The sequence below is a fragment of the Flavobacterium cupriresistens genome (assembly GCF_020911925.1).
Lineage (GTDB): Bacteria > Bacteroidota > Bacteroidia > Flavobacteriales > Flavobacteriaceae > Flavobacterium > Flavobacterium cupriresistens.
This window is the reverse complement of sequence record NZ_CP087134.1, coordinates 1,404,285-1,428,364: the sequence shown is the minus strand read 5'-3', so window position 1 is coordinate 1,428,364 and position 24,080 is coordinate 1,404,285. Positions and strand designations below refer to the sequence as shown.

The following is a 24,080-nucleotide window of genomic DNA, read 5'->3' as shown; positions in this document are numbered from 1 at the left end:
TTTTTATTTATCAGTCCTGTAAATTTATTTGTATAGAATTAAAAAAAATCACACCCATTAAAATCATTGAAATCTTTTTAATCTGTGGCAAAAAAATAATTCGTGCCAATTGGTGAAATTAGTGGCAAAAAGATCATGATAATCAAAACACATTTAATTAATCTGCAACAAAAAATCAACTTATGGCTGAAGAGAATTTTTTCGAAAGAGTTTATACTATTGCCAGACAGATTCCTTACGGAAAAGTAACTTCGTATGGCGCTATTGCAAAAGCTTTAGGAACTGCTCGTTCTGCACGAATGGTGGGTTGGGCAATGAATGCCTGTCATGATATGGATGATATTCCCGCACATCGCGTTGTTAACCGAAAAGGGCTTCTGACCGGAAAACATCATTTTGACGGAACCAATCTAATGCAGCAATTACTCGAAAGCGAAGGGATTAAAGTCGTCAACCATCAGATTATAGATTTTGAGAAGCATTTTTGGCAGCCTGAGATAGAATTATAGTGTTTTTTTTTCACCATATAAGTGATATAAGTTCATATTAACGTTACGCTAAAACTAAGCTTTGCCTTAAACTTTATGCAAAGAGTTCGCAAAGTTTAAATGAACTTACATCACTTATATGGTTTAAACCTTTTTTAAATAAGACAAATAACAAAGTTGGTTTTATCTTCATCTGTCTGATAACTTAAATAACCGCCATGTGCTTCTATAATGTTTTTAGAAAGCGTTAAGCCAATTCCCGCGCCGTCTTTTCTGGTGGTGAAAAACGGCAGAAAAACTTTGTCTTTTATGGCTGGATCAATTCCTTTTCCGTTATCTGAAATAATGATAAAAAACCGATTGTTCTCGGAGTAACTGGACAAAAACATTTTCTTTTCACTTTTATCTTTCAAGGCATAAACACTGTTGGTAATTAGATTAATAATCACTTGCTCCATTTGATTTTTATCAATCAGAATAGAACGTGAACTATTAATTTCATTGATCAATTCGATATTTTCAGCCTTGAGAATGGGGGTCATAATTCTCATACAATCCTCAAAAAGCGCATTTATAGGGGTCATTACTTTATTTGGCGTTGGCAACATCGCCAGTTTTCGATAATTTTCGACAAAAACCTGCAAATGATCACTTCTGTTTATGATCGTCGAAATACTGCTTTTGATATCATCAAAATCTTCTTCTTCGAGTGCCTCCTGATCGACAATGTGGAGTAAATTCTGTGAAAGCGCACGAATTGGCGTCAAGGAATTCATTAACTCGTGCGAAATAATCTTCATTAAATTAATCCACGCCTCCTTCTCTTTCTTCTCTATTACACGCTGAATACTATCCAATAAAATAATAAAATACTCTTTGTTGTAGGTTTTGGTATGGGAGGTTTGCAGCATAAAAGTCTGCAAGTCTTGTGATTCTATTTTAATCGAAATCGCTGTTTTTAACTCGGCAAACTCTACTTTTTCAATTTCATCACAAAGTGACGGCAGATAATTTTTAAGGTATTTCCAATGACTGACTTTTGGAACTTTAAAGAGGTTAGAGAAACAATCGTTCATCAAAAAAATATCCCATTCTTCATTCTCCTTTTCCAAAATCAAAGTGGCTGTGTCTATACTATTCAAAATCGAACGATAAACAAGTTCTTTGGAGGTCTGCTCCTGCTTCTGCACTTTTAAAGTATCGTACAACAGGTACAGGTTTTTGAAATTGCCCTTTTTATTCTCTTCCGGGAAATTGGTCGAAAAATCATTTTGCAAGATCGAAAGCAATGTTTTGTCATAAAACAACGATTCATTTTTGATATAGAAATACATCTCAAATAATACTATGACCACAAAAGCACCAACTAAAACTGCATTGTAGTAAAACGTCTTATAAATTAAAAAAACGCAAAGAAAAAAGAGCGTCATAACCAACAAAACTCTTATAAACAAAGCATTATAGAACTTCCAGTTTTTCATTATTTTATTTTTTTTATGCCACAGATTAAAAGGATTGAATTGATTTTCTTGCCACGAATTATTTTTTTGCCACGAACGAATTAGTGTAATTCGTGTAATTCGTGGCTATTTTTTACGCCACAGATTTTTAATCCTTTTAATCCTCTAATCTGTGGCAAAATTATTCTCACCGCAGTTTACAAATTCTTTAAATCGTATTTTTCAATTCTTCTGTATAAAGCGGCTCTGGACAAACCCAATTCTTCAGCCGTCTTGCTAATGTTTCCGTTGTGTTTAAACAATGCTTTTTCGATTGCATTTTTTTCCATTTCAAACAATGGATTGTCGTCAGTTTCATCTGGCTCATCAAAGTCAAGAATATCCAAATCAGTTACAGAAATGGTATTGTTTTCAGCTAAAATCAAAGCACGTTCAATCTTGTTTTCCATTTCACGGATGTTTCCTTTCCATGGGTATTTTTCTAAATATGGTGCCACATTGTCTTCAAAACGCCAATTCTCCTGTTGGTACTTCTCAGCAATCTTATCTAAAATAAAATCAGCCATCGGAACAATATCATCTTTTCGTTCCCGGAGCGATGGTAAATGAATTTCCATCGTATTGATTCGATACAATAAATCTTCTCTAAAGGTTTTGTTTTTTACCTCGGCCTTAATATCACTGTTTGTGGCTGCAATAATCCTCACATTTAAAGGCCTCGCTTTACTTTCACCCAAACGGGTTACGGTTTTGGTTTGTAAAACATGTAATAATTTAGCCTGAAGATGTAATGGAATATTCCCGATTTCGTCCAAAAAAATAGTGCCTTCCGAAGCCATTTCAAATCTTCCGGGGGTGTCAGTCTTTGCATCGGTAAAAGCTCCTTTGGCGTATCCAAAAAGTTCACTTTCGAACAAACTATCGCTTAGAGATCCTAAATCAACATGTACAAAAGGCTGCTTTTTTCGCTCTGAATTCTGATGAATAAAATCGGCGAAGACATATTTTCCGGTTCCATTTTCTCCCAGAATTAAAACGTTAGCATCTGTTCTGGCTACTTTTTCAGCAATAGAATATGCTTGTTTTATTTTTACCGAAGTCCCCACAAAGTATCTTTTCTCTATTGTTTCATTCGGCGTTTTCTTATTATTTTTTCTGCTTTCAACAACTGCATTGTCAATAATTTCGAGTAATTTATCATTGTGCCAGGGTTTTAAAACATAATCGAAAGCACCAATTTTGATCCCTTCAACAGCCGTATCAATTTTACCAAAGGCTGTCATTAAAATAACAACGGTTTGTGGCGAAAGTGTTTTAATTTCTTTGAGCCAGTGAATCCCTTCGCGTCCGTCTTCAAAACCAATTCGGTAATTCATGTCCAATAAAACCACATTAATTTCATTTTCACTTAAAATTGAAATGATTTTTTTGGGGCTGTTTGTCGTAAAAATGGTTTCAAAATGTTTTTTAAGAATCATTTTCGCCGAAAAAAGAATTTCTTCCTGATCGTCAACGATTAATATTTGAGCTAATTTTTTTCGCATGGTATTTATTTTTGTTCGATTTCGAACGGTCAACTGTCCATTTTCGAACAGTCCTTTTTTTGATCGCTTTTAAAGTCTCTTTAAAATCAAGGCTTTACAAATAATACTTTTTGTGGCACAATATTTACCTATTGACTATCAGTAAATTATTTAAAGAAATGGACACAGTAATCCCTCGTAAAAATAGAAAATTTAGAAACCTCACAATACTAATTGGTGTTTTTTTAGTTTTGGCAGCACTCTTCTTTTATTCGTTTAGCACTAAAAGAAGTCTAAACGTAAAAGCAAATGAACTGACTGTGCAACAAGTTGAAAAAGCTTTTTTTGAAGACTTCGTTGTTTTTCAAGCCAAAGTAGAACCTTTGAATGTGATGCTTGTAAATGTAACCGAGGGAGGATCGGTAAAAGAGATTTTTGTAGAAAATGGCGCTATGGTTACTAAAGGACAATCTTTGGCCCGCTTGTACAACCCAAATACTGAACTGAACTATCTAACTCAGGAAACAGCCATTATTGAGCAAATCAACAATCTAAATACAGGTAAACTGAATATTAGAAATCAGGAATTGAACTTAACCAAGGATTTGGTTTTAATTGAACATGATTATAATGACGCCAAAAGATTGTATGATATGAACTCGAAATTGTTTGCCAAAGATGTGATTTCGAAAAATGACTGGAATACCTTTAAAGAGGGCTTGCGTTTTCAGGAAGAACGAAAAAAGACGATTCAGCAAAGTATTCAAAAAGAAAAGGCAAGCAATCAGGTTCAGATTTCACAAATCAACCTTTCGATACAAACCATGGAAAGAAGTCTTGATATCTTGCGAAACAACAAAAAGAACTTTTTGATCACAGCGCCTGAGTCCGGAAGACTGACTTCATTCGAACCTGTTCTGGGGAAAACATTTCAAGCTGGTGCCAGCATCGGAAAAATAGATTCTAAAAAAGGATACAAACTTATTGCTGATGTGGATGAGTTTTATCTGGAAAAAGTTCGTGAAGGCTTAAAAGGTCAGGTCGAATTTAAAGGGCAAAATCTTGAGGTTTTAGTAACCAAAGTTATTCCGGAAGTAAAAAGCGGTCATTTTACAGTAGAATTAGCTTTTACTTCTAAAGAAAAAATCACATTACAAGACGGCTTAAGTTTTGGAGTAAAACTAATTTTATCCGAGAAAAATAAAACTCTGGTCATTTCAAAAGGAAGCTTTAATCAGGAAACTGCCGGAAAATGGATTTTTGTAGTCAAAGGAAACAAAGCCGAAAGAAGAAATATTAAACTAGGACGCGAAAACCCTTCTTATTATGAAGTTTTGGAAGGTTTAAAAGAAGGCGAATCTGTGATTACTTCTTCTTATACAGATTATAAAGATGTTGAGGAATTATCGATTAGCACAGAGTAGTTAGTTTTCAGTCACAGTCGCGGTCGCAGTCACATTTTACAGCTAACATTTCACAAATAACAAATAACCATCAGTCATCAATCAAAAAACGTTTTTAACAACAACTTACACCTTAAAAATATGATAACTATTGAAAATTTAACCAAAGTTTTTAGAACCGAAGAAGTAGAAACCTCTGCTCTAAGCGGCATTAGCTTAACCATTAAAAAAGGAGATTTTTTAACTATTATGGGGCCTTCGGGTTGTGGCAAATCGACTTTACTAAATATAATAGGATTACTGGACAGCGCCTCTGAAGGAAGTTATAAATTACTGGATCAGGAAATGATCGGCTTAAAAGAAAAAGGAAGAGCGCAGGTTCGCAAAGAAAATATTGGTTTTATTTTTCAAAATTTCAATTTAATTGATGAGCTTTCAGTTTACGACAATATCGAATTGCCTTTGCTTTACAACAATGTAAAAGCTGCTGACAGAAAACCAAAGATTGAAGCCATTGCAGAAAAACTAAATATCTCGCACCGTTTAAAACACTTTCCGCAACAACTTTCAGGAGGTCAACAACAAAGGGTTGCCGTAGCGAGAGCCTTAGTAAACGACCCTAAAATTATTCTTGCCGATGAGCCAACGGGAAATTTGGACAGTAAAAACGGCAATGAAGTAATGGAACTTTTAACAGATTTGCACGCTAAAGGCGCTACAATTCTGATGGTTACCCACTCTGATTATGATGCTTCTTTTTCGCAAAAAACAATTCACATGAAGGATGGGGTTATCTTCTCTGAAAAATTAAATCAGAGAAATGTTGATGTTTTTATGGACGCTAAATAAAAATCAAAATGATCAAATTTATTGTAACTGCAATTTTAATCCTGGTAGGATTTATCTGCAAAGTGATGACTATAGAAAATAAAAATACAGTTTCGGTTTCGGCTTTAACTGAGCTAATTATAAAAGGATAAACAATGATTTCTAACTGGTTCAAAATATTTATTTATCATTTAAAGCAAAACAAATTGTTTTCGTTTTTGAATGTTTTAGGGTTAAGCATTGGAATTGCGAGCATTATTTTCGCCATTTTATATTGGAATAATGAACATTCTTATGATCAATGGAATCCCGAAAAAGAAAACACTTACATGGTACTGAACAAGATTGGCAGAACAGGCGATACCTGGGGTTCAAACTCCATTCCGTTTGGAGAAACCTGTAAAGCCACAATTCCCGAAATTGAAAAAGTATGTTTTTTTAATACTTGGTACGATGAGGATATTATTAAGTACAAGAGTCAAAAATTATTGGTTAAAAAAATCACTACCAGTGATGAGAATTTTTTTGATTTTTTTCCTTTCGAAATCTTAAAAGGTCCTAAACAAAATATTCTAAAAGAGAAAAATAGTGTTGCGGTTTCAGAAGATCAGGCCAAACTGCTTTTTAAGGATGAAGATCCTATCGGTAAATCTATCACATATGGAGGCGCAAATTATACTGTAAAATCTATATACCGCATTACCAGACCCTCTTCAATAGAACCAAATTATGTGTTTAGCGGGGTAAAAAGAGAAGGTGATCTAAACAGCTGGGGGAATTTTAATTATGGTTTACTGATCAAAATTAAAAAAACCGCGGACGCATCTCTTGTTTTGAAGAAAATGCAAAACGTAAATTATATAAACAGAACTTTAAAAGATGCAAAGGAAAACGGACAAACTCCTGAGCAGTATCTAAAAGAAAATGGTGAAATAAAAGTAATAATCGATCAGTTAAAAACGTCTCGATTATATGGCACAAAAAGCGCAGCAGGCCAAAACTATCCTGAAGGTATCGGTAATCTGAAATTACTTTATATCATGGGAGGTTTGTCTCTTTTGATTCTGGTTTTATCATTGGTAAATTATATCAATTTAGCAACCGCATCAGCAATCAAACGTGCTAAAGAAGTAGGTGTACGTAAAATTGTCGGGGCTTCAAAAAGTCAGATCATGAGGCAATTTATATTTGAAACGGCAATCATTGTTCTTTTAGCCATTTTGTTTGCCTTGGCCATTGTAGAACTTTCACTACCTTACTATAATACCTTCTTAAACAAAAATTTGACTATGAATGGTAGCGAATTTTATCTGCAACTCATTTTTATTTTTGGATTAGTAATTGTCTGTGCAGGTATTTTTCCCGCCATTTATATTTCAAATTTTGAAACCCTAAAAGTTTTAAAAGGGAATTTTTCAAGAAGCAAAAGTGGTATCTGGGTTCGAAATTCGATGCTTATTTTTCAATTCGGAATCGCAACATTTTTCATCATTGGTGCCTTAATTGTCAATGCACAGGTTGATTATATGACAAACAAAGATCTTGGATTTAGTGGTGATCAGATAATTTCCATTCCGTTTAACAAACCGGATCGCTTGAGAAGAACAGAGCAGTATTTGACAGCAAAGCAGGAAATCAAAAAAATACCCGGCGTTATAGATGTTTCCACATTTGCCGGTACTTTTGGAGGAAGCACAAGCTCCAGTTCGGGATTTAAACACAATGGTATTTTTGTACAGCCACGAAATGTCGAAATGGATTTTGGCTTCCTGGATATGATGAAAATTAAAATCGTAAAAGGACGTGATTTATCTCCTCAATTTGCCTCTGACACGGTAAGCAATATGCTTATGAATGAAACATTGGTTAAAGCTTTAAATATAAAAGATCCTATAAATACAATTATAACATCGGGTTGGGGAAATGAAAAAGGCAATCTGAAGTTTAAAATTGTTGGAGTTGTAAAAGATTTTAATGTAAGCGGCTTACAAAATAAAATTCCGCCAATGGTCTTTATCAACCTTAAAACTTTAAAATGGAATAATTTTAATAATATTCTGGTAAGAGTTTCTCCAAATAATATGACCGAAACATTAGACCAATTAAGAATGTATTGGAATAAAAATGTAAACCCGGATTATCCTTTTGATTATGAATTTGTAAACAAAGGTTTTGCTAAAACATTTGAGGAACATGTAAAACAAAAAAATCTCTTCTTTATTCTAAATATGGTTGTAATTATAATTGCGATCTTCGGATTGTTCGCTTTGGCATCCTTTTCGATGGAGAGAAGATTAAAAGAAATTGCCATCAGAAAAACATTAGGAGCTGAAACTGACATTTTATTGAAAGAATTATCCAAACAATATATTTTTTACTGTTTATTAGGTTTTGCAATTGGAATTATTCCCGCCTATGTTTTACTGCAAAAGTGGCTAGAAGATTTCGCTTTCCGAATCGGAATTTCATTTGTTCCCTTTAGTATTGCCTTACTTTCTTTGTTGGTTTTAACACTCCTGATTGTTTTAACCAAAGCCTATCAAGTCACCAAAATAGATATATTGAAGTATTTAAAATACGAATAGACTTCCTGTTTTTTTTAAAAGTTTTCAGTCACAGTCTCAGTCTTCAGTTCAAAACTAAGACTGAGACTGTGACTGAGACTGAGACTTGTAGACCATTACCATTTTTTTTATCTAAACCCAACAGGTTTCAAAAACCTGTTGGGTTTGTTTTTTTGACGTCGTAAAAAATTATTTCATCGTAACTGAATCTGAATACAGTAATTTATCTAAACTTTCGTCTCTTCCGTAAACATCAGGAAAAAAACTAATTTCGCCATTATCATTTACCCAAGAGGTAAAATAACCAATGTAAATCGGGATTTTTCTTTTAAGCATACAAGTCGTTTCTTTCTCCCCGCTCATCGCAGTATCAATTTTATCAACGGGCCAATCCGGATCGTCTTTTAAAATAGCAAGTGCCAGATTTTTTGCTTCTTTTACATTGATACAACCATGACTGAACGTACGTTTTTCGAACTCAAATAAACTTTTTGCAGGTGTATCATGCAGGTAAATATCATTTGGATTTGGAAACATAAATTTAACCAGTCCCAACGAATTTTTAGGCCCTGGTTTTTGTCTTACGCGACCACCGTTCCACTCCATATTATGATCTGCCAGATAATTCTTATCACTGGCCATCTGAAGTTTTAATTCGTTTTTAATAATACTGGTTGGCACATACCAATACGGACTGAAAACAATTCGGTCCATATTACCGCTAAAAATTACCGTTTCGGTCATTCTGGTACCCACAAAAATATCCGATACCAGATCATATTTTCCATCCTTCACATAAATCAGTCTGAAAGAAGGAATGTTTACCATAATATATTCGCTGGCCTTAGACAGTTTAGTAGGGATCCATCTGCAACGCTCCATATTAAGCATAATGGTTTTTATACGTTTAGAGATCGGTTCATTCAGCTGATCAATATGCTCTTTCGTTAAAGCATAGTTTAACTTCAGACCGTATCTTTTTTTGTAGTTCAGCACTCCCGCCATAAGCTCTTCGTCATAAACATCACTCTTAGAATCCTGAGCAAGATCTCCGACCACAAAAAGACGTTGTCGTACATCTTTTATCGTATTGGAGATGTCAAAAGGTTTTAGATCTTTATACGTCGCCGCATTAATCGAAATGGGCTGCCACAAATTATCAGTCTCAATTTTTCGGTATTTTTTTAATGCTTCTTGAAGTTTGTAATACTGACCGAACAACAAATTATCATCTTTATTTAAACGATTGGAATCTACAATAAGCGAGTCCAGAATTTTGGGATACGAAATTGTCTTGGCTGGTAAATACCACCCTATCTTCTTGAGCGTTGCCGGATCTACACCCGAATAAACGTTACTGGCGTAAAAAACGTACATATTGGTAAGCAGTAATTCGGTGTCGAGTTCCGTTGGTTTTTCTTCCGAGCTTTCATTAAAAGCCTCATCAATCTCGTCTTTATAGGGCATTTTATTTTCTATACCCTGATCTTGTAATACGTTTACTTTCTGATAGAGTAAATTCCCAAATTCAGTGATGTTTTTCTCATCATACCAAATCGATTTGTAATTTCTTTTGGTATAAATATCCAAAACATCCTTCTTGTATTTCTTTAGTTTGGAATATTTTTTAAAAAACTGTTCTATAGAAGCGTCGTCAAGAGAGACTGACTGAAGACTTTTTTTAGAAACAATCCCATTTTCAATATTAACCGATGTATTCTTCGCTTTTATTTCATCAACATCCAATGATGTAAAAGAAAACACTAAAAAACTCATCGCAATAATTACAGTGAAAGAAGTAAAATTTCGCATACTTTTACGGATTAAATTTTTAGAACTTTGTTTAATTACAAAAACATTAAAAAGCTATAAAAACTTCTGAAAAACAAGTTTTTAACATTTTCGGAATTACTTGGAAATCATCAATTTGGGGTACTCAAATATAGCCAAGATTATTGACAATTAACGCATAAAATCTTCTAAATTAGTGTGCGGTTTTTTCTGCTTAATTAAAAAAAACAGTCCCTAAAACAATCTGTAAAAAAACAACTGTTTTTTTTGAGTTCTTAAAGACGAGAACTTCAAGTTACCTAGAATCATTTTGAACAATCTCGCTATCAACAAATCCAATCTAAAAAAAGTTAAAATTCGAACATAATCCGTTATCTTTGCACTCTGAAATCAGTTTAAATAAAAACAGTTTTTAAATTAATTTCGCTCAATAGAAAAACACGACGTTAAAAATGAAATTAGACAGAAAAGAAATTCTTAAAGCTCTAGAAACAATTACTATAGCGGGAGAAGGAAAAAATATGGTTGAAAGCGGAGCTGTAGCCAATGTAATTACTTTTGGCGATGAAGTTGTAGTCGATTTAGTGATTCATACGCCTGCTATGCACATCAAAAAAAGAGCTGAAGATGATATTAAAAAAACAATTCATGAATTAATATCACCTGAAGCAAAAATTAAAGTAAATATTAAAGTGGAAACTCCTGAGAAAAACGAAATTAAAGGTCGTGCCATTCCGGGAATTAAAAATATAATCGCCGTTGCATCCGGTAAAGGTGGTGTTGGAAAATCTACTGTTACTGCAAATTTAGCTGTAACATTAGCAAAAATGGGCTTTGCAGTTGGTATTTTGGATGCCGATATTTATGGGCCATCAATGCCAATTATGTTTGATGTAGAGAATGAGAAACCCGTTTCGACTACTGTTGACGGGAAATCGAAAATGAAACCGGTTGAAAGCTATGAGATCAAAATACTTTCTATCGGATTTTTCACCGCTCCAAGTCAGGCGGTAATCTGGAGAGGTCCAATGGCTTCAAAAGCATTAAATCAAATGATATTTGATGCAGACTGGGGAGAATTAGATTTTATGTTAATCGACTTACCTCCGGGAACAGGTGACATTCACCTTTCGATCATGCAATCGTTACCAATTACAGGAGCTGTAGTGGTAAGTACACCACAAGCTGTAGCTCTTGCTGATGCAAAAAAAGGAGTAGCGATGTTTATGCAGGATAATATAAATGTTCCTGTTTTGGGAATTATAGAAAATATGGCGTACTTTACACCAGAAGAATTACCTGACAATAAATATTATATCTTTGGACAAGAAGGGGCTAAAAACCTGGCTGAAGATCTAAATGTTCCTTTCTTAGGTGAAGTGCCAATTGTACAATCTATTCGTGAAGCAGGAGATTATGGTCGTCCGGCAGCTTTGCAAACAGCTTCAGTAATCGAGACTGTTTTTGAAGAGATTACCCGAAATGTTGTACAAGAAACAGTAAACAGAAACGATAGTTTACCTGCTACAGAAGCCATCAAAATCACAACTATGGCAGGTTGTTCAGCAGTAAAGAAAAATTAGATAATTTAGACTATGCTATTATTGGACAATGAGATAATTCGATAATGAGACAATTCGGCAATGAGATAATTCGATAATGAAATAATTGGTGTCATCACTAATTCACACATTTTCTAATAGGCACATTTTCTAATTGACACCTCTTCTAATTAACACATTCTCTAATTGACACATTTTCTAATTGACACATTAAATTATGACAACAGAAGAATTAACAAGCAACGTATTATTGGCTCTTGACGAGATCAGACCATTTTTAAATTCTGATGGAGGAGACATTACACTTATCTCTATTGACGATGACAAACATGTCAAAGTTCGTCTTGAAGGAGCATGCATTAGCTGTAGCGTGAATCAGATGACTTTAAAAGCTGGCGTTGAAACGACAATAAAAAAATACGCACCACAGATTGAAACTGTAGTAAACATCATGTAATCAAAACATTGTTTTTGCAAGTTTTTCAGTTTCAACAAATTAACAAGAATAATAGGCCTTAAGCTGTTTTTATTTGAATAAATCAAAAAAACATTCAGAAAAACGCTTGTTTTTGCGGTTTTATCAAAAAACAACACAAAGATTTAAGAGATTTCATTGCGTTATTGTTACATAATTAACTTAAATTTGTGACATAACCCTTAAATCACAAATCTTATGAGAAATTATTACGCTCTAATTTTATTGTTATTTTTTGTTTCAGTAAGCCATGCACAACAAAGCCAAAAAACCTTAGTAGTTGACAAAGCCTGGGTAAATGACTCTGAAGAATGGTCGGATTTTAAATATGCGGGGCAAATTGTATTCTCAACCAATGCAAGCAACGAAGAAGGAACATTAAGAATTGGCAATTATGATTTTTTATATGATATCTGCGAAGGAAAAGCTAAATTTGCCAACAAAGCAACATATAGCGCAGCAGAATTTGCTCATCCAAGAAAAGTTTCTGTAACGACAGACAAACAAGGAGTTGTAAATTCAACTTACGAAGGAACTTTAATCTTTCAAGCTGATAAAGATTATTATTCCGTAATTGCTGTAGTTACTCTATTGGAGAAAGAAGGAAATATGCTGGGAGTAAAAATGCATTTAAAAGACAACAACGCAAGAGAATATGCTTTTAGTTTAAAACCTAACAGTTAATAGTAAACATCAGGATCTGTTCACGTTTTCAAATCCGAAGTAAGAAAAATTCCAACAATTAAAATGGATGTATTAATAAAGATTAAAGATCGAGAAGGAGTTATACACGAATTACAGGCTCCAACTGATATGGCAATGAATATAATGGAGTTATGCAAAGCATACGAACTTCCTGTTGAAGGAACCTGTGGGGGAATGGCAATGTGTGCTTCCTGCCAGTGTTATGTTCTGAATGATGTTGCATTACCGGAAATGGGAGATGAAGAAGAAGCCATGCTTTCGGAAGCATTTTATGTTAAGTCAAATAGTCGTTTAGGCTGTCAGATACCAATCACTACAGATCTTGAAGGATTAGAACTGGAATTAGCACCAGAATATTAAAGTATAAAAAAGCGGGAATCTAATAAGAATTCCCGCTTTTTTTATGTCAAATAAAAGCACACCTTATTTTGGATCAAGTTCGAAAATTATGGGAAGTAAAAATATCGCAGAGTCGCAAAATCGCAAAGTTTTAATGAAAAAGCAGAAAAACTTTGAGACTCCATGACATTTTAAAAAACCCAAAGTAAGAAAGAAGAAAACAGAAAGGCGGAACTTAAAAATAAAAAAACTTTGCGTCTTTGCGTCTTTGCGAGATCGTCAAAGCGAGAAGTTGGGAAATAGGTACTTAAAAAAAGCATAAGATCTACCACTTCTAACAAAAGGAAATTTCTAAAAATTATCCCACAATTTTTGAACTTGATCCCTTATTTTTACCAATTAACTATTATTCAAATCTTCCGGATTAAAAGGCTCAAATTCTCTTTCAGAAAATGCCTCTGTCAAAATTCCGGATGAACATAACCAATTTATTGTCTCTTCAAGCGTATCCCCGACTTTATAAATCATTTCTTGATGTCGTGGCAAAATATAGTATTCCTTTTTAAATAAGATGATTTCATCTCCATCAAAGGTATCTCCAACTCTGATTGAGCTTACAACTTCTTCTTTAGTCAAAACATTTTTCCCCTCATCCCAAAACCAATATTCTGTTATACGATCTCTCCAAGCTGCAATGGTTACTATTATTGTTTCGGGAAGAAAAATTCGCACATAGGTCCCTCCAAGGATTCCACTGCCGTATTTTAAGACATACTCCTTATAGCTCTCATCAAAAACAAAGTCTAAAGTTTTTTCACAAGCCAGAATTTCTTCATGCACAGCAAGAAACAGATCCGTTTTATTCGTCTTATAGTTCGGGATTATTTTATACGTTTCTAAGTTCATTCCATTTGTATTTCTAATTGTTAAATATAGTTTTTTTCTACAAAACCAAGTTGAATCTCATAAAAAAACCGCAATCACATAGCTGTAATTACGGTTTCTTTTTTATAACATTCTTCTTTAACCTCTGACCCCTAAACCAAACCAGCTGCGATTAAGTACTCAGCAATCTGAATGGTATTTGTAGCTGCCCCTTTTCTCAAGTTATCGGCAACAATCCACATGTTTAAGGTGTTCTCCTGGCTTTCATCACGACGGATTCTTCCAACAAAAACATCATTTTTACCTTCCGCATATAAAGGCATTGGATAGGTAAAGGTGTCTATATTATCCTGAACCGTTACTCCGTCTGTGTGGTGTAAAATTTCACGTACTTCATTTACATCAAAATCATTTGTAAACTCGACATTTACAGCCTCACTGTGACCTCCAACAACCGGTACACGAACTGCAGTAGCCGTAACACGAATCGTTTTATCTCCAATGATTTTTTGAGTCTCGCGAACTAACTTCATTTCTTCTTTAGTATACCCGTTCTCTTCAAAACTATCGCAATGTGGGATTGCATTTCTGTGAATTGGGTATTTGTAAGCCATTTCTCCCTGCGTTCCTGCATACTCGTTTTCAAGCTGTCTAACCGCTTTTACACCTGTTCCGGTAATAGATTGGTACGTAGAAACAATAATTCTTTTAATATTGTATTTTTTATGCAAAGGAGCCAATACCAATACCATTTGTATAGTAGAGCAGTTTGGATTTGCAATAATTTTATCTTCTTTTGTTAATGTCGATGCATTGATCTCAGGAACCACTAATTTTTTTGTAGGGTCCATTCTCCATGCCGAAGAATTATCAATAACAGTAGTCCCGGCAGCAGCAAATTTTGGCGCCCATTCTAACGAAGTATCTCCTCCGGCAGAAAAAACAGCAATATCCGCTTTCATATCGACAGCCGTTTGCATGCCTACAACTTTATATTTTTTTCCTTTAAATTCAATTTCTTTCCCTATCGATCGCTCAGAAGCAACAGGAATTAATTCGGTAACAGGGAAATTTCTTTCCGCTAAAACTTTAAGCATTACTTCGCCAACCATACCAGTGGCGCCTACAATCGCTATTCTCATTTTTATATTTTTAGTATGAATTAATGTAAATCTTTACACAAAAGTAGGTATAATAAAAAACAAAACAAGAGGTTCACAAAAAATAACAAAATGTTACAAATGAAACAAACATGAAAAAAACCGCCTCAGTTAAGAAGCGGTTAAATTAGACTTAGTGTAGCGGTATTTATTTTTTTAACAAATCTCTAATTTGCGTAAGTAACTCTTCTTGAGTTGGTCCTGCAGGCGGAGCAGCAGCAGCAACTTCTTTCTTTTTTGAAGCATTAATTCCTTTTATAATCAGAAATAATACAAAAGCAACAATGATAAAATTGATCAATGCCGACAGAAACAAACCGTACTTAACACCTCCAAAAGCCGTCAATTCTTCGATTTTAGATAAATGTGCAGCTTCTAAAGCCGGCTTCAATAGCAATGGCGTAATTACATCGTCAATAAATGAGCTGATGATTTTACTAAAAGCAGCTCCAATGATTACACCGACAGCCAGATCAACCACGTTGCCTTTCATTGCAAATTCCTTAAATTCAGAAAAAAATCCCATAATTGATTTGTTTTAATTTATACTTAATTGAATCTCGAAAATACGTAATTTTCTCCAAAGTTCATCAAAATTACCTGAAAAATACTCTTTTCACACGTTGTGAGATACTCGTTAGAATTTCATATGGTATTGTTTTTAAAGCATTTGCGATTTCAGTTACCGTTGGATTTTCTCCAAAAATGATCACAGAATCTCCTTCTTTACAATCAATTTCGCTGACATCAATCATTAACATATCCATACAAACACTTCCTACTATTGCTGCTTTTTGATTTTTAACGATCACATAACCAACTCCATTTCCCCATAATCTTGAAATCCCATCCGCATAACCAATCGGAATAGTTGCAATTTTAGTTTCCTTAGTCGCCATGAATCGTCGACCATAACCAACGCTATCACCAGACGGAATTGTACGAACCTGAGAAATAATTGATTTCAACGTACCTACATTCTCTAAAAACTTTTGCTCAGCAGCATCATTTGAAACGCCATAAAGACCAATTCCCAAACGCACCATATTAAACTGCGCATCCGGAAAATTACTAATCCCCGATGTATTCAAGATATGACGAATAGGATTCACCCCCAATTCAGTCATTAATTTTGACGACAATTTTTCGAATAAACGAATTTGAGAACGTACAAATTCAAAATGATCCTTATCATCACTGGTTGCCAAATGTGATAAAATACTTTGTATCCGAATTGTCGAATTTCCTTTTAAAGTTGCAATCAATTCATCGATCGTATTTTCTTCAAAACCCAAACGATGCATTCCGGTATCTAATTTAATGTGAACTGGAAAGTCCTTAAGATTCTTTTCACGGGCAATTTTCAAAAAGGCATTCAATCCTTTTATACTGTAAATCTCAGGCTCTAACTGGTATTGAATAATTGACGGGAAACTGGTAGACTCCGGATTCAAAACCATGATAGGCAATTTGATTCCACCGCTCTTAAGCGAAATTCCTTCATCAGCGAAAGCCACACCTAAATAATCAACTTTATGATGTTCCAGTAACTTTGCAATTTCCAAGCCCCCGTTTCCATATCCAAAGGCTTTCACCATCACCATCATTTTTACATTGCTGCCTAATTTAGATTTAAAGAAATTCAGATTATGACTGATTGAATTCAGATTAATCTCCAGTATCGTTTCGTGGGTTTTCTCCTCTAGCAGCGTGACAATTTCTTCAAACTGAAAGGACCTTGCTCCTTTGATCAGAATGGTTTCATTGGCAAAATTCAGACTTTCAAAATTGGCGATAAAATCAGCCGTACTGGCAAAAACTACCGCGTTTGAAAATTTATCCGAGAAAGAGGAAATTGTATTTCCAATTCCAATGACACGATTTATTTTATTATCGGCAATTAGTTGGGCTACTTTAGAATACAACTCTTCGTTTGAAAATCCGCTCTGAAAAATATCCGATAAGATTACCGTTTTTGATGCATTCTTTTTCTGACTCTCCAGAAAGTCTAAAGCGATTTTGAGCGATTGAAAATCGGAACTGTAACTATCGTCAATAATACTGCAATTATTAATTCCGTTTTTTACTTCAAGACGCATTTCTACGGGGTACAACATTTGCATTCGATTCTGGATCGTCGCAAAATCATATTTAAAATAAAGTAAAACCAGCAAACAGGAAATCGCATTTTCTATGGAAGCCGAGTCCTGAAAAGGGATTTCTAAATTGAAAATTTCATTTTTATACTGATATTCAATTTGCGTTTTATCATTTTTGCTTTCTTTTTTCAAGATAAAAACTGTTGCCGATTTATCCGTGAAACTCCACGAAAAAAGAACCTGTCCTTTTAATTGGTTTTCTTTTACAAAAGCTGCCAGGCACAAATCAACAATTTCATTCTTCTGATAAACAACAAGTGCCGAATCTTTAAACAGTCGTAGTTTTTCGTTTATTTTCTGTTCTAAATTCAGAAATCCTTCGTCATGTGCCGATCCAATATTCGTTAAAACACCAATAGTAGGTTTAATGATTTTCTCCAGATTAATCATTTCATTAACCGTGGAAATTCCGGCCTCAAAAATGCCTAAATTATGCTTTTCGTTTATCGCAATAACTGAAAGCGGAACACCTACTTGAGAATTATAACTTTTAGGACTTCTTATCACATTAAAATCAGGGCTCAGTAAAAAATTAAGCCATTCTTTTACAATGGTTTTTCCATTGCTACCGGTTAGTCCGATTACAGGAAAATCAAAAAGATTACGATAATAAGCTGCAAATTCCTGCAAAGCTTTTAAAGTGTCTTTTACGATTAAAAAATTAGCCCTCCCTTTACAGTTATCAGGCACATATTGCACCACAAAACTTTGAACACCTTTGTCTATAAGCTCAGAAATATATAAATGAGCATCATTATTAACACCTGATAAGGCAAAAAACAAGGTTTGAGATCCGTTTTGCAACGAACGGCTGTCAATCGAAACATGATCAACAAAAATAGCTGTATGTAAACCAATCCATTCGGCTTCAAGAACCGGAATAAGGTTTCTTAGGTTTATGCTCATTTAAAATTCTTTTTGTCAAATTTAAAACATTACAAACAGAAAAGAGTTGTGATTTTCTTAAAATAAAGGAGTACTTAACGGTAATTATTGGTTTTAAAAATCGGAATAGAGTTCGCCATGAATTGCTTTAATTTTCACAAATTGTCACTGTTCTTAAATTTATTAGAAGAAATATACTCTTTGAAATTAGCGAATAAATAATCCGTGAAAATTAGCGCAATTCGTGGCAAAAAACATTAATTCATTTATATTTGTTGAACACCTTTTAAATAATGCGCTTTGAAAAAAATACTTCCATTATTCTCCTATATCCTTCATCCTATTTTCATCTCGATGTATGCCACTTTGTTTTATCTGTATTGCAAAGAAGATATTTTTACGGACAGGGAAAAATACTATGTTTTATTTCAAATTCTGATTATTACCATTTTGGTTCCGGTGTTGTTTTTTATGTTGCTTCGCTCTACCGGACACGTAAAATCGGTTATGGTTCACGAAGCTTCTCAGCGTAAAATCCCCTTAATTTTACAATGTTTTTTATATATCCTATTAGTAAAGAGAAGTATTGTTATCACCCGTTATCCGGAACTTCATTTCTTTTTTCTCGGGGCTTTGTTCAGTACCATTTTAGCGCTGGTGCTTATTCTTTTTAAAACAAAAGCGAGCTTACACATGATGGCCATCAGCGGACTCACCATTTTTATACTTGGATTAAACATTCATTTTCAGATGCAAAACCCGTACTGGACTGCTTTATTAGTTTTATTGACGGGAATAGTAGCCTCATCACGTTTGGAAATGCAGGCACATACCAACAAAGAATTAATTATTGGTCTTGCAATCGGAACACTTCCGCAGTTGTTATTCTTGTATTTGTGGTTATAAAATATAAAAAATCAAACCGGCATTAATCGTTTTAACACCAACCGTTTCACCTTCGTTCGTCTTGACTGCCTGAAACAAAGGATTCAATCCATAATACACATAAATGTTCCAGGTATTATATCCTGTGGCAAGGTAGACTCCATATTGAAATTTAGCGATGTACGGATTGTTGGTGATTTTATAGGTAGTCTCTCCGTTATCCAAAACCGATTTATTAGAGAACATATAACTAAATTTAACTCCTCCGTAAATCCTCCAAAATTTATAACTTTCATACGTTGAATTTCTCCAGCGAAACTCCAGCGGAACATCCACTAAATATTGCCTGAATCTATTGGTAACAAATTCATTGTAATCTGTTACCCCATGCACTAGCGCTCCCGAAGCATCTTTGGAAATAGTCAGATTCTGATAGAAATTCTGATAGCTTAACCCTATCCCGGTTGCAATTGCAATAGTCCTTTTTTTATTGATTGGCATGTCACGCAAAAAACCACCGGAAAGCCCCACAGAGAATTTATCCTGCTTAAGACCAGTCGGAGCATTCGTAAAAAGATTATAGGTAACCGAAAAATAAAACTGATCTTCCCGATATAACGAATCGATTTTAACAACCGGTTCTATTTTAGGCGTCGTTTCTTCCTGTGAAAAAACAGAAAAAAAAGACACTAAAAACAAACAACTGAAAAGTAATCGCATATCGTATTTTGGTTTTAAAGAGTTTTTCAAGCAAACGTTTTTTGAAGTTGATTTATTTCACTTACAAATATAATATAATGACAGCTTAGGTGACAATTAGAACGCAATTATTCTCTTTTCCCTTAAAAATAAAACGTTTTACAGCGCTATTATTAAGAAATTCAAAACAGAAGTAAAAAATAAATTCATTTTTGATTGTTCTTTTATACCTTTGTACGGCATGAAGAAAAAGCAACTCATATTAAGTGTCTCTTTCGCTCTAACAGTATTGTTCTCAATATTGTTTCAGTCGATACACAGTTATGAGCATATTGTAAAACAGCTCTCGGAAAAACAATGTCATCACGACTACAATGATCCAAGCGGCGAAATTACACACCAACATCATAATTATGACGTTTGTTTTGTATGCCACTTTTCTTTTGAAAGTTCAATACTTCCGGAACAATTTTCATTTCAATTTCATACCGCAACAGAAGGAATTCCTTATTTCTTTACCCATTCAGAAAAGATATTCTCCTTTCCTGAAAGCGCCTATTTGTTACGTGGACCACCTGTTGGTATAGTTGCCTGAGTTTCGAAACACTCGAAACATAAATTATAACTTTCTTACTTAAACTTAAAAAGAAAACTACATCTCCCCGTTCTGACTGAATCAGAATAGGCAGACATTATTGTTGTTATCCTTTTTTATTTAAAGAAGAAAAATCCATTTAACTATAGCATCATTTTCCAATGAAAAAAATAATCGTAATCCTTATTTTAGGATTTTCAGGGCTGCTTTCAGCTCAAAACTCTGTTTCCGGAATCGTATCCAACCTTCAAAATCAACCCATACCGGGCGTTTCAGTTTATGCACCGGAATTGCACAAAGGCACCACTACTGATGCAAACGGAAAATACGAATTCACTAATCTGCCAAACGGAAGCTTACGTCTTTCCTTTACTTTTGTCGGTTTTACTGCCGAGAACAAAACAATTGCCAAACTTGTAAAAGAAAACACCTTAGATGTTACACTTCAGGAATCCATTTTTGAAATGGATGAAGTAATTGTCTCTACTCCTTTTAATAAATTGCAGTCACAAAACGTAATGAAAATTGAGCATGAAAGCATCAAAACATTACAGCAAAAAGGAACTTCGACTTTAATTGAAGGCTTAGCCACAATTCCGGGAGTTTCTCAAATTTCAACGGGAACTTCAATCGGAAAACCCGTAATCAGAGGACTTAGCGGTAATCGTGTTTTAGTATACTCGCAAGGAGTTCGTATCGAAAATCAACAGTTTGGAGACGAACATGGTTTAGGTTTAAATGATGCCGGAATTGAAAGCGTTGAAGTAATCAAAGGCCCTGCATCTTTATTATACGGATCGGATGCTTTGGGTGGTGTTTTGTACTTTAATCCGGAGAAATTTGCTGATGCGAATACATTCAAAGCCAATTTCAGTCAAAAATATTTCACCAATACAGAAGGAAGTAATTCCTCTATTGGATTAAAAACCTCTACAGACAACTGGAAATTTTTAGCCCGTGGAAGCTTCAACACCCATTCAGACTATAAAATTCCTGATGGAGATCGCGTAACCAATACCCGTTACAACGAAACCGATTTTAAAACCGGAATCGGATACAGCAACTCTAGTTTCTCGAGTGTTTTAAGATACAATTACAACAAATTAGACATCGGAATTCCGGAAGAAGGAATCGCAGAGCAATCTTCAAGTAAAGACACCCAGTTCCCGAGACAAGGAATTTTTAATCATTTGTTCAGTTTAAACAACGTTATCTTTTTTCAGGACTCTAAATTAGATGTTGATTTGGGTTATATTTCTAATGACAGAAGCGAATTTGAGGACAGTAACAATGCAGCTTTACGAATGAAATTGAACACCTTCAATTACAATGCAAAATACCATTTTCCAAAATTTGGTAAAATCGAAGCGATCCTTGGTGTACAGGGAATGCATCAAACCAATAAAAATTCGGGCGAAGAATTTTTAATTCCGGATGCCACTACCAATGATTTTGGTGTTTTTGGAACAGCAAATTACGAATGGGACAATAGTGTTATCCAAGCCGGACTGCGTTTTGACAATCGAAATATCACTTCGCAAGCACACGGAGTTGCAGATGAAGAAGGTTATTTCCAAGCCTTAGACCGCTCTTTTGACAGCTTTAATGCTTCATTAGGTTACAAAACCAAATTAGCAGAACCTTTGACGTTACGTTTAAATGTAGCTACCGGATTCAGAGCACCAAACTTAGCCGAATTAACTTCAAACGGAGTTCACGAAGGAACCAACCGATACGAGATTGGAAATGCTAATTTAAAAACAGAGCAAAACGTTCAGACTGACCTGAATTTAGAATACAAGAACACCCATTTTGAGTTTTTTATTAATGGATTTTACAACCATATAAATAACTACATCTACACTTCCCCAACAGGAGAAATCTTAGATGAAAATGATGTTTTTGCTTATGTACAGGACAATGCAAAATTATATGGTGGTGAAGTTGGTTTCCACTTTCACCCGCATCCACTGGATTGGTTGCATTTTGAAACCAGTTTTGAAACGGTAACAGGTAAAAAAGACAACAAGGATTATTTACCTTTAATTCCGGCTAACAATTGGAACAACACGCTTAGAACTGAATTTAATATTAAAAACTGGCTAAAAGAAGGATTTGCTTCTTTTAACGTTTCATCGACATTCAGTCAGGATAATGTAAGCGGTTTTGAAACAGCTTCTAAAGGATATACTTTGGTGAATTTAGGTTTTGGAGGAACTGTAAAATTAGGTAAAACTTCTTTTGATGTAAACTTGAACGGAAACAATTTATTTGATCAAAAATACATTGCACACCTTTCCAGATTAAAAACAGACGGGATTCCTAATATTGGAAGAAATATAGTTTTAGGGATTAACTTCAACTTATAATTTTTCACTTAATCACAAGAACCACAAAAAGTAGACTTTAACGCTTTTTTTAGCCACGAATTTCACGAATTTTCCCGAATTATTTTTTGGGGATAGTTTATGAAGTTCGTGGCTATTCTTTTTTGTCTTTTTTGCCACACCAAGCTTTTCAAAAAAAAATTCGAGCAAATTAGTGTAATTCGTGGCAACCCTTTTTTTAAACAATCCTTTTCTCCTAAATTTGAAATACCTAAAAAAGCCAAAAAATGAAAATTGTAAAATGGGGAATCATTGGTTGCGGAAATGTAACCGAAGTTAAAAGCGGACCTGCTTTTCAAAAAACACCAAACTCTGCTTTAGTTGCCGTGATGCGCAGAGATCCTGTACTTGCGGAAGATTATGCAAAACGTCATAATGTCCCAAAATGGTATTCCAATGCCGTTGACTTAATCAACGATCCCGAAGTCGATGCGGTTTATATTGCGACGCCTCCTTCTTCCCACAAAGAATACACTATTTTGTGTGCTAAAGCCGGAAAACCGGTTTATGTAGAAAAACCTATGGCACTCACATTTGAAGAATGCAACGAAATGATAAACACCTGTAAAGCCCATAATGTGCCCTTGTTTGTGGCTTACTACAGAAGACGTTTACCCCGATTTCTTAAAATAAAAGAACTAATTGACCAAGGAAAGATAGGAACTGTAAGACATGTAAATTGTGTTTTGTACCACCCTTTCGAGCAACGTTACGATGATGAAATTAATTTGCCTTGGACGGTTTTACCGCATCTCTCAGGTGGAGGAATTTTTGTGGATCTAGCTTGTCATACGCTCGATTTTCTGGATTACTTATTTGGACCAATCCAATCCGTTCGTGGTCATGCGAGTTCCCAACTTTTGGCTTATCCGGCAGAAGATACGGTTTCGATGTCCTTTTTGTTTGAAAATGGGATTCACGGTTCCGGTTTATGGAACTTTGCCAGTTTTGAACGTTATGACAATACCGAAATTGTGGGGGATAAAGGAAAAATCTCTTTCTCTTCTTTTGGCAATGATCCCATTCACATTCAACTTGTAAATGGTGAGAAAGAAAGCATTACCATCGAAAACCCACTTCACATACAACAACCACTTATAGAAACCATAGTTGCTGAACTTTTAGGAGACGAAAATGCTTCGCCCTCTAATGGAGTCTCCGCATCAAGAACCACCTGGGTGATTGATGAAGTTTTGAAGGAATTTAGAAGCTTGAAGTAGAAACACAGCTTATCTTGGTTCAACTATAAAAGCAAACACCTCAACTTTAGTATCACATTGTCATTTC

21 protein-coding genes are annotated in these 24,080 nt (G+C 34.6%); 13 read left to right on the top strand and 8 right to left on the bottom strand.

Translation table 11 applies throughout. The features are described from left to right. The first annotated feature begins 182 nt into the window (after window positions 1-182). Entirely contained in the window at window positions 183-509 is a 327-nt protein-coding gene (locus LNP23_RS06475) for an MGMT family protein (protein ID WP_230004317.1), read from the top strand. Window positions 510-643: 134 nt separating this feature from the next. Here the strand turns inward: LNP23_RS06475 and LNP23_RS06470 are convergent, their stop codons facing one another. Together LNP23_RS06470 and LNP23_RS06465 are read right to left on the bottom strand one after the other, a co-directional pair. Next, on the bottom strand, window positions 644-1,969 hold the full coding sequence (locus tag LNP23_RS06470) for a sensor histidine kinase (RefSeq protein WP_230004316.1): 1,326 nt from the start codon (window positions 1,967-1,969) through the stop codon (window positions 644-646). A gap of 176 nt (window positions 1,970-2,145) precedes the next feature. Then, a complete protein-coding gene (locus LNP23_RS06465; RefSeq protein WP_230004315.1) occupies window positions 2,146-3,492 on the bottom strand; it encodes a sigma-54-dependent transcriptional regulator in 1,347 nt (448 codons plus the stop codon). A 158-nt stretch (window positions 3,493-3,650) separates the two neighbouring features. Here LNP23_RS06465 and LNP23_RS06460 point away from each other — a divergent pair, with 158 nt between their 5' ends. The 4 genes from LNP23_RS06460 to LNP23_RS06450 all read left to right on the top strand — a co-directional run bounded on the left by LNP23_RS06460 (window position 3,651) and on the right by LNP23_RS06450 (window position 8,287). Next, window positions 3,651-4,895: an efflux RND transporter periplasmic adaptor subunit gene (locus tag LNP23_RS06460; protein ID WP_230004314.1), complete on the top strand. Its 1,245-nt coding sequence runs from the start codon at window positions 3,651-3,653 to the stop codon at window positions 4,893-4,895. 120 nt (window positions 4,896-5,015) lie between these two features. Beyond that, complete coding sequence (locus LNP23_RS06455) at window positions 5,016-5,723, top strand: ABC transporter ATP-binding protein (RefSeq protein ID WP_230004313.1); 708 nt, start codon at window positions 5,016-5,018, stop codon at window positions 5,721-5,723. A gap of 8 nt (window positions 5,724-5,731) precedes the next feature. Next, window positions 5,732-5,854: a hypothetical protein gene (locus LNP23_RS22835; RefSeq protein WP_255663689.1), complete on the top strand. Its 123-nt coding sequence runs from the start codon at window positions 5,732-5,734 to the stop codon at window positions 5,852-5,854. Window positions 5,855-5,857: 3 nt separating this feature from the next. Then, complete coding sequence (locus LNP23_RS06450; protein WP_230004312.1) at window positions 5,858-8,287, top strand: ABC transporter permease; 2,430 nt, start codon at window positions 5,858-5,860, stop codon at window positions 8,285-8,287. Between the two features lie 168 nt (window positions 8,288-8,455). On the opposite strand, the gene LNP23_RS06445 is transcribed toward LNP23_RS06450, so the two are convergent. Beyond that, entirely contained in the window at window positions 8,456-10,078 is a 1,623-nt protein-coding gene (locus LNP23_RS06445; protein ID WP_047777677.1) for a L,D-transpeptidase family protein, read from the bottom strand. A gap of 431 nt (window positions 10,079-10,509) precedes the next feature. Between LNP23_RS06445 and LNP23_RS06440 the strand changes: the two genes are divergently transcribed. The 4 genes from LNP23_RS06440 to LNP23_RS06425 all read left to right on the top strand — a co-directional run bounded on the left by LNP23_RS06440 (window position 10,510) and on the right by LNP23_RS06425 (window position 13,159). Next, window positions 10,510-11,640 carry an Mrp/NBP35 family ATP-binding protein gene (locus LNP23_RS06440; RefSeq protein ID WP_047777675.1) on the top strand — a complete coding sequence of 377 codons (1,131 nt, stop codon included), beginning with the start codon at window positions 10,510-10,512 and terminating at the stop codon, window positions 11,638-11,640. A gap of 196 nt (window positions 11,641-11,836) precedes the next feature. After that, the gene (locus tag LNP23_RS06435) at window positions 11,837-12,076 is read left to right on the top strand and encodes a NifU family protein (protein WP_026982674.1); all 240 of its coding nucleotides are present in this window, start codon (window positions 11,837-11,839) and stop codon (window positions 12,074-12,076) included. A gap of 216 nt (window positions 12,077-12,292) precedes the next feature. After that, entirely contained in the window at window positions 12,293-12,778 is a 486-nt protein-coding gene (locus LNP23_RS06430) for a hypothetical protein (RefSeq protein WP_047777673.1), read from the top strand. A gap of 63 nt (window positions 12,779-12,841) precedes the next feature. Beyond that, window positions 12,842-13,159, top strand: a complete 318-nt coding sequence (locus tag LNP23_RS06425) for a 2Fe-2S iron-sulfur cluster-binding family protein (protein ID WP_047777672.1) — start codon at window positions 12,842-12,844, stop codon at window positions 13,157-13,159. A 378-nt stretch (window positions 13,160-13,537) separates the two neighbouring features. Here LNP23_RS06425 and LNP23_RS06420 read toward each other — a convergent pair whose 3' ends face one another. The 4 genes from LNP23_RS06420 to LNP23_RS06405 form a co-directional block, all read right to left on the bottom strand. Next, window positions 13,538-14,044 carry an SMI1/KNR4 family protein gene (locus LNP23_RS06420; protein ID WP_230004311.1) on the bottom strand — a complete coding sequence of 169 codons (507 nt, stop codon included), beginning with the start codon at window positions 14,042-14,044 and terminating at the stop codon, window positions 13,538-13,540. 131 nt (window positions 14,045-14,175) lie between these two features. After that, window positions 14,176-15,165, bottom strand: coding sequence for an aspartate-semialdehyde dehydrogenase (locus LNP23_RS06415; RefSeq protein ID WP_047777668.1), 990 nt, complete (start codon window positions 15,163-15,165; stop codon window positions 14,176-14,178). Window positions 15,166-15,331: 166 nt separating this feature from the next. Beyond that, window positions 15,332-15,709 (bottom strand): large conductance mechanosensitive channel protein MscL, encoded by a 378-nt coding sequence (gene mscL, locus LNP23_RS06410; protein ID WP_047777667.1) that lies wholly within the window; start codon window positions 15,707-15,709, stop codon window positions 15,332-15,334. A gap of 70 nt (window positions 15,710-15,779) precedes the next feature. After that, window positions 15,780-18,248, bottom strand: a complete 2,469-nt coding sequence (locus LNP23_RS06405; RefSeq protein ID WP_230004310.1) for a bifunctional UDP-N-acetylmuramoyl-tripeptide:D-alanyl-D-alanine ligase/alanine racemase — start codon at window positions 18,246-18,248, stop codon at window positions 15,780-15,782. Between the two features lie 279 nt (window positions 18,249-18,527). Here LNP23_RS06405 and LNP23_RS06400 point away from each other — a divergent pair, with 279 nt between their 5' ends. After that, entirely contained in the window at window positions 18,528-19,133 is a 606-nt protein-coding gene (locus LNP23_RS06400; protein ID WP_047777664.1) for a hypothetical protein, read from the top strand. On the opposite strand, the gene LNP23_RS06395 is transcribed toward LNP23_RS06400, so the two are convergent. Further along, the gene (locus tag LNP23_RS06395) at window positions 19,128-19,862 is read right to left on the bottom strand and encodes a porin family protein (RefSeq protein WP_230004309.1); all 735 of its coding nucleotides are present in this window, start codon (window positions 19,860-19,862) and stop codon (window positions 19,128-19,130) included. The genes LNP23_RS06400 and LNP23_RS06395 overlap by 6 nt on opposite strands. Window positions 19,863-20,052: 190 nt before the next feature. Here LNP23_RS06395 and LNP23_RS06390 point away from each other — a divergent pair, with 190 nt between their 5' ends. The 3 genes from LNP23_RS06390 to LNP23_RS06380 all read left to right on the top strand — a co-directional run bounded on the left by LNP23_RS06390 (window position 20,053) and on the right by LNP23_RS06380 (window position 24,013). Continuing rightward, on the top strand, window positions 20,053-20,406 hold the full coding sequence (locus LNP23_RS06390; protein WP_047777662.1) for a hypothetical protein: 354 nt from the start codon (window positions 20,053-20,055) through the stop codon (window positions 20,404-20,406). A gap of 161 nt (window positions 20,407-20,567) precedes the next feature. Further along, the gene (locus LNP23_RS06385) at window positions 20,568-22,775 is read left to right on the top strand and encodes a TonB-dependent receptor (protein ID WP_230004308.1); all 2,208 of its coding nucleotides are present in this window, start codon (window positions 20,568-20,570) and stop codon (window positions 22,773-22,775) included. Between the two features lie 245 nt (window positions 22,776-23,020). Next, window positions 23,021-24,013 carry a Gfo/Idh/MocA family protein gene (locus tag LNP23_RS06380; protein ID WP_230004307.1) on the top strand — a complete coding sequence of 331 codons (993 nt, stop codon included), beginning with the start codon at window positions 23,021-23,023 and terminating at the stop codon, window positions 24,011-24,013. Window positions 24,014-24,080: the final 67 nt, after the last annotated feature.

Excerpts from the sequence above, each read along its gene's own strand:
- LNP23_RS06475 (WP_230004317.1), top strand. The coding sequence starts at position 183 with ATGGCTGAAGAGAATTTTTTCGAAAGAGTTTATACTATTGCCAGACAG.
- LNP23_RS06470 (WP_230004316.1), bottom strand. The coding sequence starts at position 1,969 with ATGAAAAACTGGAAGTTCTATAATGCTTTGTTTATAAGAGTTTTGTTG.
- LNP23_RS06465 (WP_230004315.1), bottom strand. The coding sequence starts at position 3,492 with ATGCGAAAAAAATTAGCTCAAATATTAATCGTTGACGATCAGGAAGAA.
- LNP23_RS06460 (WP_230004314.1), top strand. The coding sequence starts at position 3,651 with ATGGACACAGTAATCCCTCGTAAAAATAGAAAATTTAGAAACCTCACA.
- LNP23_RS06455 (WP_230004313.1), top strand. The coding sequence starts at position 5,016 with ATGATAACTATTGAAAATTTAACCAAAGTTTTTAGAACCGAAGAAGTA.
- LNP23_RS22835 (WP_255663689.1), top strand. The coding sequence starts at position 5,732 with ATGATCAAATTTATTGTAACTGCAATTTTAATCCTGGTAGGATTTATC.
- LNP23_RS06450 (WP_230004312.1), top strand. The coding sequence starts at position 5,858 with ATGATTTCTAACTGGTTCAAAATATTTATTTATCATTTAAAGCAAAAC.
- LNP23_RS06445 (WP_047777677.1), bottom strand. The coding sequence starts at position 10,078 with ATGCGAAATTTTACTTCTTTCACTGTAATTATTGCGATGAGTTTTTTA.
- LNP23_RS06440 (WP_047777675.1), top strand. The coding sequence starts at position 10,510 with ATGAAATTAGACAGAAAAGAAATTCTTAAAGCTCTAGAAACAATTACT.
- LNP23_RS06435 (WP_026982674.1), top strand. The coding sequence starts at position 11,837 with ATGACAACAGAAGAATTAACAAGCAACGTATTATTGGCTCTTGACGAG.
- LNP23_RS06430 (WP_047777673.1), top strand. The coding sequence starts at position 12,293 with ATGAGAAATTATTACGCTCTAATTTTATTGTTATTTTTTGTTTCAGTA.
- LNP23_RS06425 (WP_047777672.1), top strand. The coding sequence starts at position 12,842 with ATGGATGTATTAATAAAGATTAAAGATCGAGAAGGAGTTATACACGAA.
- LNP23_RS06420 (WP_230004311.1), bottom strand. The coding sequence starts at position 14,044 with ATGAACTTAGAAACGTATAAAATAATCCCGAACTATAAGACGAATAAA.
- LNP23_RS06415 (WP_047777668.1), bottom strand. The coding sequence starts at position 15,165 with ATGAGAATAGCGATTGTAGGCGCCACTGGTATGGTTGGCGAAGTAATG.
- mscL (WP_047777667.1), bottom strand. The coding sequence starts at position 15,709 with ATGGGATTTTTTTCTGAATTTAAGGAATTTGCAATGAAAGGCAACGTG.
- LNP23_RS06405 (WP_230004310.1), bottom strand. The coding sequence starts at position 18,248 with ATGAGCATAAACCTAAGAAACCTTATTCCGGTTCTTGAAGCCGAATGG.
- LNP23_RS06390 (WP_047777662.1), top strand. The coding sequence starts at position 20,053 with ATGAAGAAAAAGCAACTCATATTAAGTGTCTCTTTCGCTCTAACAGTA.
- LNP23_RS06385 (WP_230004308.1), top strand. The coding sequence starts at position 20,568 with ATGAAAAAAATAATCGTAATCCTTATTTTAGGATTTTCAGGGCTGCTT.
- LNP23_RS06380 (WP_230004307.1), top strand. The coding sequence starts at position 23,021 with ATGAAAATTGTAAAATGGGGAATCATTGGTTGCGGAAATGTAACCGAA.